Below are 14,708 nucleotides of genomic sequence, written 5' to 3' on the forward strand. Positions count from 1 at the left end.
ACGTCCTGGCCGCCGTTGTCCGCCGCCTGCCCCGCCGCCGAGGCGCTGGCGCGGGTGTCGCTGCTGGCCGCGCCGTCGGCGGTGAGGGTGATGTCCTGGAACTGGAGATCGCGCTTCGCCGAGGCGGTCACGCTGTCGTCGGCCAGCGTCAGCGCGAAGGACAGGCCGAGCGCGGTCTGCGTCCCCTCCGCTTCGCCGGTGGCGATGCTGACGCTTTCGGCGTCGTGCGTCGCGATGGCCGAGAGGTCGCCCCCGCCTGACAGCAGGCCGCCGGTGCCGATGGTCGCCTCGGTGCTGTTGCCCGCCACCACGAGCGCCGCGACCGGCACCAGCGCCGTGCCGCCCGCCGCGCCGCCCTTGGCCTCGGCGCGCGCGTCGTAGCGGCCCGTCGCGCTAAGCCCGACGCTCTCGCTGCTCCCGTTGAAGACCGCGCCGTCGGCGATCGCCGCGCGCGTCGCGTGATCGCTCACCACGAGCGCGAACGACGCGCCCACCCCGGTCGCCCCGGACTGCGCGTCCGACTGCGCCGCCGTGGCGCGCGCGTCGGCCGCGTTGTGCGCCGTTGCCGTCGCGGAGACGGCGCCGTCCGAGGTCTGGGTGCCGGCGAACGCCGCCTCGGCCCGGGTCTCGGCCACGGTGATCGCCAGCGCCCCGGCGATCCCGGTGCTGCCCCCCGACGCGCCCGAGGTGGCGTCGGCGGCGGCGCGGTTGATCGCGTCGGTGAGCGTGTAGGTGGTCGTCCCCGCGCCGTCGATCTCGATCGCGTCGCCCGCGAAGGCGGCGTCGCGGCTCTCGGCGAACTGGTAGCCGTTGGCGTCGCGCACCACGTAATAGGTCGCGCCGTGCTCGAGGTCGCCGAAGTCGGCACTGTCGCCGGTGGTGAAGACCACCTCGTCGCCGGTCCGCAGCGGCGTGTCGGAGGCGAAGAAGCGCAGATCGTCGTCGGGGTTGAACTCGATGGCGTCGCCGCCCGCCGGCGTCAGGCTGTGCCCGTCGCCCGCGCCGCTGTCCGTCAGGTCGACGGCCTCGCCGGCCGCCGCCTTGGTGGCGTCCTCGGCGAGCTGCACCCGCCCGTTCTCGGCGACGATGACGTGATACGCCTGCTCCGACAGCCCGCCGATCGCGGTGCCGCCGCCGGCGCTGTAGGTCACCTCGTCGCCCGTCGACAGGCCGTGGTCGGCGCCGATCAGGATGCTGTCGTCGTCCGGGTCGGCGACCTTGCGCGCCTCGACGGTCAGCTCCGTCTCGACCGCCCGCGCCCCCGCCTCGAGCCCGAGATCGTGGGCCTGCACCGTCGCGGTCGCGCCGGTCTCGGAGGTCACGTCGACCCGGCTCACCGTCAGCGCGACCGCCGCGCCGATGGTGGTGCCGCCGCCGCCCGCCGCGCTGCCGTCGGCCTCGGCCCAGCCGTCGGCATTGGCGCGGGCGGCCAGCGCCACCGCGCCGGTGGACGACACCGTCACCCCGTCGGCCACGGAGGCGGTGATGTCGCTGTCCACGAGATTGAGCGCCACGGCCGCCGCTGCGGAGATTCCGCCGCCGCCGCCCTCGCCCGTCGAGGCGTCGGGCGACTGGGTCTGCGTCGAGCCGCCGTTGCCCCGGTCGCCGGCCTGGCTGTTGGCGTGGTCCTGCTGGCGCTGGTTCTCGGCGTTGACGCCGCCATCGGCCTCGGCGTCGCCCTCCTCGGCCCCCGCCGACCCCGCCGTCGCCCCGGCGCGGGTGAGCATCGCGCCGCTCGCCTCCATCGCCACCGACTGCGCCGTGACGTCGCGCGTCAGGTCGGCACTCACGGACTCGTCCGAGATGGTCAGCGCGAACGACGCCCCGATGCTGGTGCTGCCGCCCTCGGCGTTGCCCTCGGCCTCGGCGACGGTGCGCCCGGTGTGGCTCGCGGTGCCGCTGAGCGCCTTCATCGCCAGCGCGCCCGTGCCGGTGCCGACGCCGACCGACGTGTCGCCGGTGTTGACGTTGATCGCCGCCACCGGCGTCGCCGCGGTGCCCGCCCCGCTCGCCGAGGCCGCGGCCTTGGTGTCGGCGGCGTGGTCCGTCGTCGCCGCCAGCGTCACGTCGCCCGCATTGTCGAGCGTCACCCCGGTGCCGAAGCCCGCGAAGGTGTCCTGGTCGAGGATCGCCAGCGCGAAGGACGCGCCGATGCCGAGGCTCTCGCCCGTCGCCGCCTCGCCCGGCGCGGCGCTGGTCAGCGCGCGGCTCGTGGAGGTCGCCGCGAGGGACAGATCCCCCCCGCTGAGGTCGACGCCGCCGCCGTCGGACACCTCGGCGCGCACGTCGGTCAGCACCGTGTGGATCGCCAGCGCCCCGGCCACGCCGGTCGAGCTCGCGTCGCCCGCGCCGGAGGTCGCCTCGGCGGTGAAGGTGTCGCCCGCCGCCATCGTCGCGGCGAGGCTGGTGCCGCCGCCGGCCATGATCGTGCCGCCGGATATCTCCGCCCGCACCGACGGGTCGACCACCGCCACCGTCACGCCGACACCCACGCCGGTCGCGCCGCTGCCGGTGTTGGAGCCGTCTGCGCTGGCGCTGACGCTGTCGGTCGAGCCGGCCGTCAGGTTCACCGCGCCGTCGGTCGCGAGCGTCCCCGTCGTCGCGATCCGCGCGACGGTCTCCGGGCGGTAATCGGATACCACAACCGCGCCCGCGAACTGGGTGCCGCCGTCGGCGGTCTGCGCCTGGTCCTCGGTCGTGCCGTCCTGGTTCGGATCTTCGAGCCGCTGGGTCGATTGCGTCCCCTGCCCGCCGTTGTTGCCGCTGCCGTCCTCCGCGCCGCCCGCCGTGGAGGTCGCCGCGGTGGCGATCTCGCCGACGAGGGCGGAGCCGAGCGTGATCGAGTCGGTCGCGTCGCCATTATGGGCGCCGATGCTCGTCGCGCCGCCGATATCGACCTTCGTCGTCGCCTGGATCTCGGTGACCGCGAGCGTCGCGCCCTTGCTGCTGGTGTCGCTGCCGCCGTCGGCGGTCGAGGCGATGTCGAGACTGGTGGCGGCGTCGATCGTCACCGTCCCGGCCACCTCGATGGAGGTCGTGCCCGCCGTTGTCACGGTCGAGTCCGAGACCACCACGACCACGGTGACCGCCGCGTCGGAGGTCGCGTCAGTGTCGCTCGCGTCGGCCTCGTCCTCGAACGCGGCGGTGACCCCGACGCTGCTCGCGGCCGAGAAGTTGCCGCCGGCGCGCACGGTGCTGCCGTCCAGCGTCACCGTCGCCTCGGGCAGCAGCGTCAGCAGCGTGGCGTCGACGGTGCTGGCGATGGTCGTCGGCGTCGCGGCCGGAATCGAGACGTCCGCCGTCGCCGAGACGGTGACGTCGCCGGTCGCGTCGAGCGTGCCGCCGGTCAGGTCGACCGACACCCGCGGCAGGGCGACGAACAGCCCCGTCAGGTACTCGTCGAGCGAACCGATGGGCAGGGTCTCGTCGACGATCCGCCCCTCGTCGTCGGCGGCGGCGGTCAGGGTGATCGTGCCGGCGTCGATGGTGCCGGACACGGCGATTTCCTCGGCCATCAGGTTGACGGCGCCGGTCGTCGTCAGCGTGCCGTCGACGACGACCCGGTCGGTCCCGTCCTGCCCGTCGACGGTCAGGCTCGCGCCGCCGAGGTCGATGTTGCCGGAGATCGTCAGCACGTCGCCGTCGGTGATCAGGTCCGCGTCGTCGTCGCCGAGGTTGATGGTGATGCTGCCCGTCGGGATGGCGAAGAGATGCTCTTCGAAGGTCGGCGAGCCGGTGGAGCTGAGCTTCAGCTGGTTGGTGCCGCTGTCGTAGGTCAGGGTCGCACCGTTGGACTCGGCGTTGAGGTCGATGACGATGTCCGTCGCGGTGCCCGACTGGGTGATCGGCTCGAGCCCGGAATAGGCGAGCAGGTCGTCGTCGCGCTGGACGGTGCCGGAATGGGCGTCGTGGGCGGTGTAGATCACGGTGTCGAAGTCACCAGAAGTGAACTCCATCACGTCGTAGCCGCGCTCGCCGCCGTCGAGTCCGCCATCGAGGCTGCCCTCGGCGGCGACGTAGAACACGTCGTCGGTGTCGGCGGCCCCCTGCAGGCTCTCGACACGCACGAAGGCGACGCCCTCGACGTCGCCCGCGTTCTCGCCGGTCACGTTCCAGGCGAGATCGCTCGGCGGGCCGGTCAGGGTGTCCGCGCCTTCGCCGCCGTCGATCACCAGCCGCCCGGCAAGCACCGGGTCGACGCTGTCGAGGGCGATGGTGTCGTCCCCTGCCCCGGCCTCGATGCGCAGCTCGGCGCCCGCGCTGGAGAAGCTGTAGTCGATCAGCGCCCCCGCCGCGCGGACCCGGCCCGCGCCGTCGTCGGCGGCCGACGCGTCCGACAGCCGCAGCGTGTTGGCGTCGCCCGAGCGGTCGGCGAACAGCTTGTCGGCGGCGGTGCTCGCATCCTCGACCGCCTCGACCCCCACCAGCCGCGCCGCGCCGGTGCCGCCGGCCGCGTCGTCCATCTCCAGCGTCGCCGCCTGCCCGCCCTCGGCGAGCGTGCGCACCGCCGCAAGATCGCCCGCCACGCGGACGGAATCCGCCCCGTCGCCGCCGTCGAACTCCACGTCGACGGGAAACACGTCGCCGGCCGCGAAATCCAGCTCGAGCACGTCGTCGCCCGACGTGCCCGTCACCTTGACGAGCGAGATCTCCTGCACCAGCTTCGCCGCGAGCTTGGTGCCGCTGGCCCGGTCCCAGATCTCGAGCGATTGCGAGAGGTTGTCGTAGCGCAGGGACAAGTCCTGGCCCATGTCGGCCATGTCGACGAGGAACGGCGCGGGATCGGCGGAGAGCAGGTAGCGCTGCTCGAGAGCCTCCATCCGGAAGCCGGGGCCGGAGCGTCCGCCCGCCTTGCGCCGTCGTTTCCACAGCCTGGTGAACAATCCGGGCTCGAAGGTCTCGGCCGTGGGCTTTCGCCTGCCGCGGCGCCCGGTGAAATTCAGGTCGCCGCGCTCGTCACCAAACGGAAAAGCCATCGTTCTGTCCCCCCGCGCGCCACGGGAAACCAGCGAATCACGACTCGCCGCTACGCGAACCGTGCCAGGTTTCCCGGGAACCACGCATTGCGCGGAGGCGGATGAAAAATGCGTGCCCCCGCAGGTAATTCCGAAGCAAAAAAAGCACTCGTATGGCAGCGCGCCCCCGTGAAACTGCTGAAATGAGGACGCTGTAACGCGGAAATGAAAACCTGTTTGAAATATTTGTTCAAGTCTTGACTATGGGAGGGAACTTTATTCTCGCCACGCCCGCCGAGTCTCGAGGGGGAGCCGAACGCCATGACTTCGACCGATGCCGGCCCCGGCCCCACCCTGGCGATCGACGAGCAGCGGCTGCGCGCCAGCGCCGATCCGGCCGCCGCGATCCGCCAGATCGCCGACCGGATCATCGCCGCCCTGCGCACCCCGCCCTGCTTCGTGCGCCTCACCGGGCTGGCGCCGACGGAAGACCGCAGCCTCGCCGTCGCGCTGGCGCGCACCATCGCGATCACCCCGCCGCACCCGCCCGGCTTCGACCGCGACCGGCTGCTCAAGGTGTCGTTCACCCAGGTGCGCATCGACAGGAGCCGCGCCGAGAACGCCGGCGCGGTGACGGCCTACAGCCGCACCAACCAGCCGCTCGCGCTGCACACTGACAGCTCCTACCTCGCCAAGCCCCACCCGCTGGTGCTGTTCCAGTTCATCCGCTCCGCCGCTGACGGGGGCGCCTCGACCATGGCCTGCGCCGACGACATCGTCGCCGCCCTGCCCCCGCCGCTGGTCGAGACGCTGGCGCGGCCGCAGTTTCCGTTCGGCAAGGGGCCGATGCCGATCCTGTTCGGCCGGCGCAGCGCGCCGCAGATGCGCTACTACCGCAGCCAGATCGACACCGCCGCCGAAGAGGCCGGCGGCCTGCCGCAGCCGCTCGTCACGGCGCTCGACCGGCTCGACGAGATCCTCGAGCAGGTGCCGACCTACGAGTTCAAGGCGCAGCCCGGCGAGATCGTCTTCATGCAGAACACCCGCGTCCTGCACGGGCGGCGCGGGTTCGGCGGCGACAGCGACCGGCTGATGTACCGCATCAGGATGCACGGCGGCGCCCTTGGTTGAGGTCCGGCTGACCCCGCAGCGCAGCCGCCCGCGTCCGGCTGTCACCGCGCCGCACGTGCGGGCCCTGCTCGACGAAGCCTACCGCGCCGCCCGCGCCGCGCCGCGCGATCCCGACCTGCGGGTCGATCTCGCCGAGGCGCTGCTCTCCGCGCGGCAGGCCCGCCGCGTCAGCCGCCACCTGCGCCGGGCGCTGGCCCTTGCGTCGCGCGAGTGGGGCGGGCTCGGCCGGGTCGGCGAGGTGCTGTTCCGGCTCGGCGAGCACAAGGCGGCGGCACAGGTCTTCGGCCGCGCCCACGCGCTCGGCGTCCTCGCCGCGCGCCCGCACCGGACCTATGCGGCGCTGCTCCACGAGGCCGGCGAGACCCGGGCGGCGAAGCGGATGCTCGCCTGCTCCGCCCTGCTCGAGCCGCTGCGCCGCCCGCCGGCGCCCGACAAGGACCGCCCGCAGGTGCTGCGCGCGCGCTGCTTCGACAACAGCCGCTACCAGGTCGCGCGCTCGCGCCGCACCGGCCTGTGGAGCCGCAGCCTCAAGAGCGGGCATTTCTCGCTCTCCGACCTGCTGCGCCCCGGCGCCGTCGACCTGCACGTGCTCACCGCCTGGGGCGACAGCCTCGCCACGCTCGAACGGCTGCCGAAGGTGGACGTGGTGCTCAACACCATCGCCTGTGCCGACCTCAACGGGCCGCAGCTGAAGAACCTCGACGCCTTCCTCGCGCGCTTCCCCGATCTGCCGGTCGTCAACCCGCCCGCGCTGGTGCTCGGCACGACGCGCCGCGCCAACAGCCTGCGCCTGCCGCTGATCGACGGCGTCCGCTTCCCGCGCACCCTGGCGCTCGAGGTGGCCGAGGATCGCACGGCCACGCTGCGGCGGATCGAGGGCGAGGGGCTGGGCTATCCGGTGATCCTGCGCGTCGCAGGGACGCAGACCGGGCTGACGATGGAGAAGCTCGACGACACCGCCGCCGTGCGCGCCTATCTCGAGGCGCGCCGCCCCGGCGAGACGCTGAACGCGATCGAGTATATCGACCTGCGCGACGGGGACGGCCATTTCCGCAAGACGCGCTGTTTCTTCGTCGACGGGCGGTTCTTCCCCGTCGCCAGCCTGACGAGCGACAGCTGGCAGATCCATTCGGGCGACCGCTACCGCGTCATGGACAAGGACCGGGCGGCGCAGGAGCGCGAGCGGCATTACCTCACCGATCCTGCCGGGCACCTGGGCGCGCGCGCGATGGCGGCGCTGCACGGGATTGCCGACCAGCTCGGGCTCGACTTCATGGGGATCGACTTCCACCTCGACGACGACGGCGGCATCACCGTCTTCGAAGCCAACGCCGCGATGCGCCACAATTACGACCACGTCCGCGCCTTTCCGTACACGCGCCCGCATCTGGACCGGGTGACCGAGGCGTTCGAGGCGATGATCCGGCGACGGGCCGGGCTGTTCGGTTGACAGCCGTCAACTTCCGCCCGGTTGACGGCTGTCAACTCGCCAACTCCCGCCGCACCCGCGCCCGCGCCATCTCGTAGGCACAGAAACTTCCGGCCCCGGCCTTCTGAGCGAGCCGCCGCAGGTAGGCCCCCGGCTCGCGGATCGCGGCGGCCTGTTCGAGGATCAGCAGCAGAGCCAAGGTCGCCCCGGCCGGGGTCATCGCCTGGAGGGCCGCTTGCCATGTTGCAGAGTCTATTCTCAGCATCGGCCGAAGCTGTCCGGCCAGCGCGATCAGCTGGGGCCAGCTGCGCACCGGGTCGGGCGAGAACAGCTGCGCTTCGGGGAAGGCGGCGAGGACGGCGGGCAGGGCAGGGGGCGCGGCAGGATCAGAGATAGATTCATCTGATATTGATTCCTGTATGTGCCGCTCATTTCGGCTGTCATTGCCGCTCGGTTCCGGTGTCGCGGCAGGCTCTTCGGCGACGGGGCACAGGCGCTCGGAGGCGCGGGCGATCGCCTCGGAGAGATCGGCGGCGAGCGCGGCGAGGTCGTCGTGGCCGAGCGTGCGGCGCAGGGCGCGGCGGACGAGGGCGAGCTTGTCGGCGGCGGCGTCCCAGGCGTCGGGCGCGCGGGACTGGCCGAGCGCGACGAGCCCGCTCGCCTCGCGCAGCAGCACCACCACCTCCTGGCGCAGCGCCTTGAGCCGGGCCTCGGCCTCGCGGGCGGCCTCGGCCGCGGCGGCGATCTCGGCGTCGCGGTGGAGCAGGGGCGAGAGGTCGAAGCCGAACGCCTCGGTCATGCCGTCGGCGCGGCGGGCGAACCGCTTGCCGTTGGGGCTGTCTCGGCGCAGCACCAGCCCGGCGGAGACCAGCGCCGCGAGGTGGCGGCGCAGGGTGCTCTCGGCCATGCCGTGGAGCCGGGCGGCGAGGGTGGCGTTGGACGGGAAGACGACGGGCCGCCGCTCGCCGGCCAGCTCGCGGCCGGGATGGAAGCTCACCAGCGCCGAGAGCACCGCGAGGGTGCGGTCGGAGATGCCGAAGGCGGCGCGCGCGGCGGTGAGGTCCTTGAGGATGACCCACTTGTCGCGCCCGGCGCGGGGCAGGGGACGCTCGTGGCGGGCCTGCGCCGCCAACTGGGCATAGTCCGACTGCCGCCGTCCGAAGGACGTCGTGAAGACCTGCTGCATGTTTCGTTCACGAAGACAAAAGTTCTCCGCCCGCCGGACACGGCGCTAGTTGACATCTGTCAACTGGAGAAGGTAAGTTCGAATTGCGAGTAAGAACGGCCCTTCGGGATGTCATGTCCTGGGGGGTCTTCTTTTATCCGGCTCGTGCCTCCCTCGTTGTTGTCGTTGCTCTGCTCACCGACCGCGCTCCGTGCGGAAGTCGCGGTAGATCCTGTCGAAATTCTCGGCCAGCCACTCGTCGAACCCGTCGCCCGTCTCGAGCGTCAGCGTCGCGCGGGCGCCCTTGCGGCCCATCCGGGCGAGCAGGGTGCCGTCGGCGTCGTGCAACTCGCGCGGCGGGGCAGGGGGCTGGCGCCGGGATTCGGGGGCGAGGGCGGCGAACAGCGCCTCGAAGCGGGCGTCGGACGTCTCGCCCCGCGCCAGCGCCACCACCTCGTCCGGGGCGCGCCCGTCGAGCCGCTTGGCCAGCGCGAGCCAGCGGTCGCGGCCCGCCGCGGGGGCGGCGCCGATGGCCTCGATCACCTCGAGCGGCACCGCCTCGGCCACCTGCAGCATCCGGCTGACGACGGTCTTGTCGATGTGCAGCGCGTCGCAGACCGTCTTGCGGTCGAACCCGCCGCGCACCATCTGGCGGGCGAAGTTGGCCTTCTCGATGAAGGTCAGATCGCGCCGGGCGGCGTTCTCCTGGCCCTGCGCGACGATCAGCGAGCGGTCGTCGAGATCGCGGATCATCGCCTTGACCGGCATCCGCAGCGCCTTCAGCGCGGCGACGCGGCGGCGGCCGTAGACGATGTCGTAGCGGCCCTCGTAGTTGGGCGAATGGCGCAGCATGACCGGGACCTGCTGGCCGTAGGTCTTGAGCGAGCGCATGAGCTCCTCGTGCGCCGCCGGGTCGCTGTCGAGGCGGTCGCGCAGGCCGGCGTCGTCGATCATGTCGGCGGGCACCTCGACGAGGGCGCGCATCTTCAGATCGGCGAGCGACTGGCTGACCGCGCCGATCGCGCCGGTGCGCCGCCGCGGCTGGGCCGGGGCTGGGGCGGCGGGCGGCTCGCCCTCGCCACCGCCGCCGGCGGGCTTCATCAATCCTTGCAGGACGTTCTTGCGGGCCATCAGTCCCTCCCCCAGGCACGCTGGATCAGTGTCTCGATCTCGCCATTTGATGCATTGAGACTCTCAAGGGCGCGTTCATAGGTCGAACGCACGAACAACGATTTCTCAACCTCGTAGAGCGTCTGCTTGGTGAGGCCGGCATCGGAGATGGCGGTCGACTTGAGCACCGGGTGGTTGAGCACGTGCTCGCCGAACAGCTGGCGCATGAAGCTGACCATCTGGTTCTGCGGCCCGTCGCCGGGCTCGTAGCGGGTGACGAGGTAGCGCATCCAGTCGTAGCTCATGTCGCCGCCCGCGTCGGCGACGATGCCGAGCAGGTTGGAGGTCATCAGCAGGAACTGGCACATGCTCATCAGGTCGAGCATCTGCGGATGCACCGTCACCAGCACCGCCGTCGCCGCCGAGAGGGCGGACATGGACAAAAAGCCGAGCTGCGGCGGGCAGTCGATCACGACGATGTCGTAGTCGGCGTCGACCGACGACAGCGCCTCGCCGACGCGGGTGAAGAACAGCTCGCCCGAGTGGTTGACCAGCATCCGGGGCGTGTCGTGCTCGAACTCCATCAGGTCGAGGTTGCCCGGCACGATGTCGAGGCCGTTGAAGTAGGTCTTCTGGATCACCTCCGAGAGCGGCACCGGGTCGTCGTAGCGGATCGCGTCGTAGAGGGTGCCGCCGTCGACGAGGTCGAACTCGGGCTGGAAGCCGTGCAGCGCCGAGAGCGACGCCTGCGGGTCGAGGTCGATGCCGAGGACGCGGTAGCCGTCGAGCGCGAGCTTCTGGGCGAGGTGGGCGGAGGTGGTGGTCTTGGCCGAGCCGCCCTTGAAGTTGATGACCGAGATCACCTGCAGGTGGTCGCCCTCGCGCCGCCCGGGCAGGTAGGTGCCGGGCGTCTTGGCGCCCTTCTCGAGCATCTCGCGCAGCGCCTTGATGTCGTCGGGGGAGTAGTAGCGCCGCCCGCCGGCGCGGATCTCGGGCTCGGGGCCGCGCCCGTCGAGGTGGAGCTTGCGCAGGTAGGCGTCCTTCACCCCGAGCAGGTCGGCGACTTCGCCGGAGGTGAACCGGCGCAACACCCGGCGGGTGTCGGGCGGGAAAAGCTGTTGCCTGTGCGCCTGCAGCTGCTCGGAAAGGTTCGCCGCATGCTGCCCGACCAGGTGGTCGATTCGTGTCTGCTCCGCCATACTGCCCTCGACCCGGTGCGTTTCCGGGCGCTAACGTTTTCGTGGTTACGCCTTGTGACGTATTGTTCGCTCTTGGGCGTAACTTATCGGCGGGCAAACCGAGTCGCGCAAGGGGTTTTCCACAGGCGGGGCGCGGAGGCGTTGCACGGCAGCCGCCAGCCCGGGGGCCGGCGGCTGCGTGAGGGCCGGGTCAGGCGGCCATGCCGGGCTTCAGGACCACCTTCGTCCAGTCGTTCTGGTTGTTGGCGAAGTTGGCGTAGCCGCGCGCCGCCTCCTCGAGCGGCAGGCGGTGGGAGATCATGAAGGTCGTGTCGAGTTCGCCCTCCTGGATGCGGCGCAGCAGGTCGGAGGTGTAGCGCTGCACGTGGGTCTGGCCGGTGCGCAGCTGCAGGCCCTTCTCCATCAGCGCGCCGAGCGGGAACTTGTCGGCCATCCCGCCGTAGACGCCGGGCATCGAGATGCGCCCGCCCTTGCGGCAGGCCATGATCGCCATGCGCAGCGCGTGCGGCGCGTCGGCGCCCATGCCGACCGTCTGCTTGATCGTGTCGAGCATGTTGTCGGGGGCGAAGCCGTGGCTCTCCATGCCGACCGCGTCGATGACGGCGTCGGGGCCGATGCCGCCGGTCATCTCCATCAGCGCCTCGAGCACGTGGGTCTGGGTGTAGTCGATCACCTCGGCCCCCATCTGCCGCGCGAGGGCGAGGCGGTTGGGGTAGTGGTCGATGGCGATGACCTTGTGCGCGCCCATGACCCTGGCGCTCTGCACCGCGAACAGCCCCACCGGCCCGCAGCCCCAGACGGCGACCGTGTCGCCCTCGGTGATGTCGGCGTTTTCGGCGGCCATCCAGCCGGTGGGCAGGATGTCGGAGAGGAACAGCACCTCCTCGTCGTCCATGCCGTCGGGGATGACGATGGGGCCGACGTCGGAGAAGGGGACGCGGACATACTCCGCCTGACCGCCGGGATAGCCGCCGGTGAGGTGGCTGTAGCCGAACAGGCCCGAGACCGGGTGGCCGTAGAGCGGCTCGGTCAGGTCCTGCTTCTCGGCGGGATTGGAATTGTCGCAGGCCGAGAACTGCTGCTGGGCGCAGTGGAAGCACTGGCCGCAGGAGATGGTGAACGGCACCACGACGCGCTGGCCCTTCTCGAGCGTCGAGCCGGGGCCGGTCTCGACGACGCGGCCCATGAACTCGTGGCCGAGGATGTCGCCGGGCATGACGGCGGGGATCACGCCGTCGTAGAGGTGCAGGTCGGAGCCGCAGATGGCGGTGGCGGTGATCTCGATGATCGCGTCGCGGGGGTTGACGATCTGCGGGTCGGGGACGGTCTCGACGCGGACGTCGTGCTTGCCTTGGTATGTCAGTGCGCGCATGGCGTCCTCCTCAGGAGTCGGTGCGGTTGCGGTTGGTGGCGATCTCGCCGGTCTCGAGCAGCATCTTCAGCCGCTTCAGGTCGCGGCGCGCCTGCACGGCGGGCTCGGCCTGGAACAGCTTGGCGGCGAGGCGGCCGAGCTCGCCCATGGGCGGCTTGTAGGCGATGACGGCCTCGACCACGGTGCCGCGATCGCCGGGCGCGTCGCGGAACATCACCTTGCCCTCGGTGTCGATCTCGCTGTCGTCGGTGGCGCGCCAGGCGATCTCCTCGCCGGGGCGGTCCTGCACGATGCGGGTGCGGACCTCGACCGACCGCCCGGCGGGCGCGGCGATGGTCCAGACGGTGACGTCGCCGGCCTCGTGCACGCTCTCGACGTTCTCCATGAAGCGGGCGAGGTTGGAGAAGTCGCGCCAGAAGTCGTAGATCTCCTGCCGGGGCTTGTTGATCGTCACGCTGCGGCCGGTGACGGCGTAGTCGCCGTAGCGGCTCTGGCGCGAGGTGCGGCCGGGCGCGCTGTCGGGCGGGCGGTGCGGCATCCGGCGCGGCGCGAACTGCTGCGCGGCCAGCCCGCCGAGCAGCACCAGGCCGACGCCGAGCGCCGCCGCCGTTCCGCGCGGGTAGCGCCGCCGGGCGCGCGGCCCGTGCCGCGCCACGCGGTCGTCCTCTGGATGGATGTAGCTCATCGGGGGCCTCCTTCGCTCTCGGGCGTCGGGGCTGAAACGGCTTGCCGCCGGGGGCAGTTCCGGCCGATGCCGCGCCCCGGGCGGCGCGCCGCCTGTCCGGCGGTGCGCAGGTTCGAATTGTGCGCGGGCGTCGCATCGGGTAGCCACGACGTCATCCGACGCGACCGAGGCGGGCCCGTGACAGACAGAGACCTGGAAGCAAGACACCTCGAGACCCTCGACCGGGATCTCGGTCGGCTGGCGCGTGCCGAGAGGGCGCTGTCCTTCGTCGGGCGGCCCATCGTCGGCAAGGGCATCGCCCTGCTGTTCATGTTCGCCGCCGCGCTGTTCGCCGCGCTGACCTTCGGCGACGTGAGCAACCCGATCATCATCGTGCTCGCCGCCGCCTTCGGCGCCTACATGGCGCTCAACATCGGCGCCAACGACGTGGCCAACAACATGGGCCCGGCCGTGGGCGCCAACGCGCTGACCATGGGCGGCGCCATCGCCATCGCGGCGATCTGCGAGACGGCGGGGGCGCTGCTGGCGGGGGGCGACGTGGTCTCGACCATCGCCAAGGGGATCGTCGCGCCGTCGAGCCTCGACTCGGTGGACGTGTTCATCTGGGCGATGATGGCGGCGCTGCTGTCGTCGGCGCTGTGGGTCAACCTCGCCACCTGGGTCGGCGCGCCGGTCTCGACGACGCACTCCGTCGTCGGCGGCGTGATGGGCGCGGGCATCGCGGCGGCGGGCTTCGCGGCGGTGAGCTGGGGGCAGATGGGGATGATCGCGGCGAGCTGGGTGATCTCGCCGTTCCTCGGCGGCGTCATCGCCGCGGGCTTCCTGTGGTTCATCAAGGCGCGGATCATCTACCAGGACGACAAGATCTCCGCCGCGCGCCGCTGGGTGCCGATGCTGGTGGGGATCATGGCCGGGGCGTTCACCGCCTACCTGGTGATGAAGGGGCTGAAGAACGTCCTCGACATCGGCCTGGGGGGCGCGCTGCTGCTCGGGCTGGTCGCGGCGGTGGCGACCTGGGCGGTGATGATCCCGGTGATCCGCCGCCAGTCGCGCGGGCTGGAGAACCGCAACAAGTCGCTCAAGGTGCTGTTCGGCATCCCGCTGATCGTCTCGGCGGCGCTGCTGAGCTTCGCGCACGGGGCCAACGACGTGGCCAACGCGGTGGGCCCGCTCGCCGCGATCGTGCAGGCGTCGCAGAGCGGCGAGTTCGTCGACGCCTTCGCGATCCCGATCTGGGTGATGCTGATCGGCGCGTTCGGGATCTCGTTCGGGCTGTTCCTGTTCGGCCCGCGGCTGATCCGGGTGGTCGGCGGCGAGATCACCAAGCTGAACCCGATGCGCGCCTACTGCGTGGCGCTGTCGGCGGCGATCACGGTGATCTTCGCGAGCTGGCTGGGCCTGCCGGTGAGCTCGACGCACATCGCCGTGGGCGGCATCTTCGGCGTCGGGTTCTTCCGCGAGTGGTACACCGAGCGTCGGCTCAAGGCGGCGAAGCTGGCGATCCCCGAGGCGCCGGTGCCGCGCGAGGAGCGGCGGCGGCGCAAGCTGGTGCGGCGCTCGCACTTCATGACCATCGCCGCCGCCTGGATCATCACCGTGCCCGCCGCGGCGGTGCTCTCGGCGCTGATCTTCTACCTGATCGCCCTGATCGCGGGGTGAGGC

The 14,708-nt window shown here is 71.7% G+C and carries 12 protein-coding genes and 1 pseudogene; 7 read left to right on the plus strand and 6 right to left on the minus strand.

All coding sequences use genetic code 11. The features are described 5' to 3' along the window. The first annotated feature begins 15 nt into the window (after positions 1-15). The 4 genes from OG2516_RS17605 (at position 16) to OG2516_RS17625 (ending at position 3,774) form a co-directional block, all read left to right on the plus strand. On the plus strand, positions 16-381 hold the full coding sequence (locus OG2516_RS17605) for a hypothetical protein (protein WP_156799434.1): 366 nt from the start codon (positions 16-18) through the stop codon (positions 379-381). Positions 382-597: 216 nt separating this feature from the next. Next, positions 598-732, plus strand: coding sequence for a hypothetical protein (locus OG2516_RS20910; RefSeq protein WP_281004412.1), 135 nt, complete (start codon positions 598-600; stop codon positions 730-732). Between the two features lie 459 nt (positions 733-1,191). After that, positions 1,192-2,631: a hypothetical protein gene (locus tag OG2516_RS19190; protein ID WP_007256994.1), complete on the plus strand. Its 1,440-nt coding sequence runs from the start codon at positions 1,192-1,194 to the stop codon at positions 2,629-2,631. A gap of 204 nt (positions 2,632-2,835) precedes the next feature. Beyond that, positions 2,836-3,774 (plus strand): hypothetical protein, encoded by a 939-nt coding sequence (locus OG2516_RS17625; protein ID WP_156799436.1) that lies wholly within the window; start codon positions 2,836-2,838, stop codon positions 3,772-3,774. A 1,013-nt stretch (positions 3,775-4,787) separates the two neighbouring features. Here the strand turns inward: OG2516_RS17625 and OG2516_RS21005 are convergent. Then, a pseudogene (locus OG2516_RS21005) lies at positions 4,788-4,976 on the minus strand (LEPR-XLL domain-containing protein); the annotation flags it as partial. Between the two features lie 300 nt (positions 4,977-5,276). Between OG2516_RS21005 and OG2516_RS17635 the strand changes: the two are divergent. Beyond that, the gene (locus OG2516_RS17635; RefSeq protein WP_007256997.1) at positions 5,277-6,086 is read left to right on the plus strand and encodes a TauD/TfdA family dioxygenase; all 810 of its coding nucleotides are present in this window, start codon (positions 5,277-5,279) and stop codon (positions 6,084-6,086) included. Further along, entirely contained in the window at positions 6,079-7,536 is a 1,458-nt protein-coding gene (locus OG2516_RS17640; RefSeq protein WP_007256998.1) for a hypothetical protein, read from the plus strand. Before OG2516_RS17635 ends, OG2516_RS17640 begins: the two co-directional genes overlap by 8 nt. A 31-nt stretch (positions 7,537-7,567) precedes the next feature. Here OG2516_RS17640 and repC read toward each other — a convergent pair whose 3' ends face one another. From repC to OG2516_RS17665, 5 genes are all read right to left on the minus strand, one after another. After that, on the minus strand, positions 7,568-8,701 hold the full coding sequence (gene repC / locus OG2516_RS17645; RefSeq protein WP_007256999.1) for a plasmid replication protein RepC: 1,134 nt from the start codon (positions 8,699-8,701) through the stop codon (positions 7,568-7,570). Between the two features lie 174 nt (positions 8,702-8,875). Next, positions 8,876-9,811, minus strand: a complete 936-nt coding sequence (gene repB / locus OG2516_RS17650; protein WP_007257000.1) for a plasmid partitioning protein RepB — start codon at positions 9,809-9,811, stop codon at positions 8,876-8,878. Next, on the minus strand, positions 9,811-10,989 hold the full coding sequence (repA, locus tag OG2516_RS17655) for a plasmid partitioning protein RepA (protein ID WP_007257001.1): 1,179 nt from the start codon (positions 10,987-10,989) through the stop codon (positions 9,811-9,813). The genes repB and repA overlap by 1 nt, the downstream gene beginning before the upstream one ends. A gap of 190 nt (positions 10,990-11,179) precedes the next feature. Continuing rightward, a complete protein-coding gene (locus tag OG2516_RS17660; protein ID WP_007257002.1) occupies positions 11,180-12,361 on the minus strand; it encodes a zinc-dependent alcohol dehydrogenase in 1,182 nt (393 codons plus the stop codon). 10 nt (positions 12,362-12,371) lie between these two features. Further along, complete coding sequence (locus tag OG2516_RS17665; protein WP_007257003.1) at positions 12,372-13,046, minus strand: SRPBCC family protein; 675 nt, start codon at positions 13,044-13,046, stop codon at positions 12,372-12,374. 177 nt (positions 13,047-13,223) lie between these two features. On the opposite strand from OG2516_RS17665, the gene OG2516_RS17670 reads away from it, so the two are divergent. Next, on the plus strand, positions 13,224-14,705 hold the full coding sequence (locus tag OG2516_RS17670; protein ID WP_007257004.1) for an inorganic phosphate transporter: 1,482 nt from the start codon (positions 13,224-13,226) through the stop codon (positions 14,703-14,705). The last annotated feature ends 3 nt before the right edge of the window (positions 14,706-14,708 follow it).

The organism is Oceanicola granulosus HTCC2516 (assembly GCF_000153305.1).
In the GTDB taxonomy this organism is placed as follows: Bacteria; Pseudomonadota; Alphaproteobacteria; order Rhodobacterales; family Rhodobacteraceae; genus Oceanicola; species Oceanicola granulosus.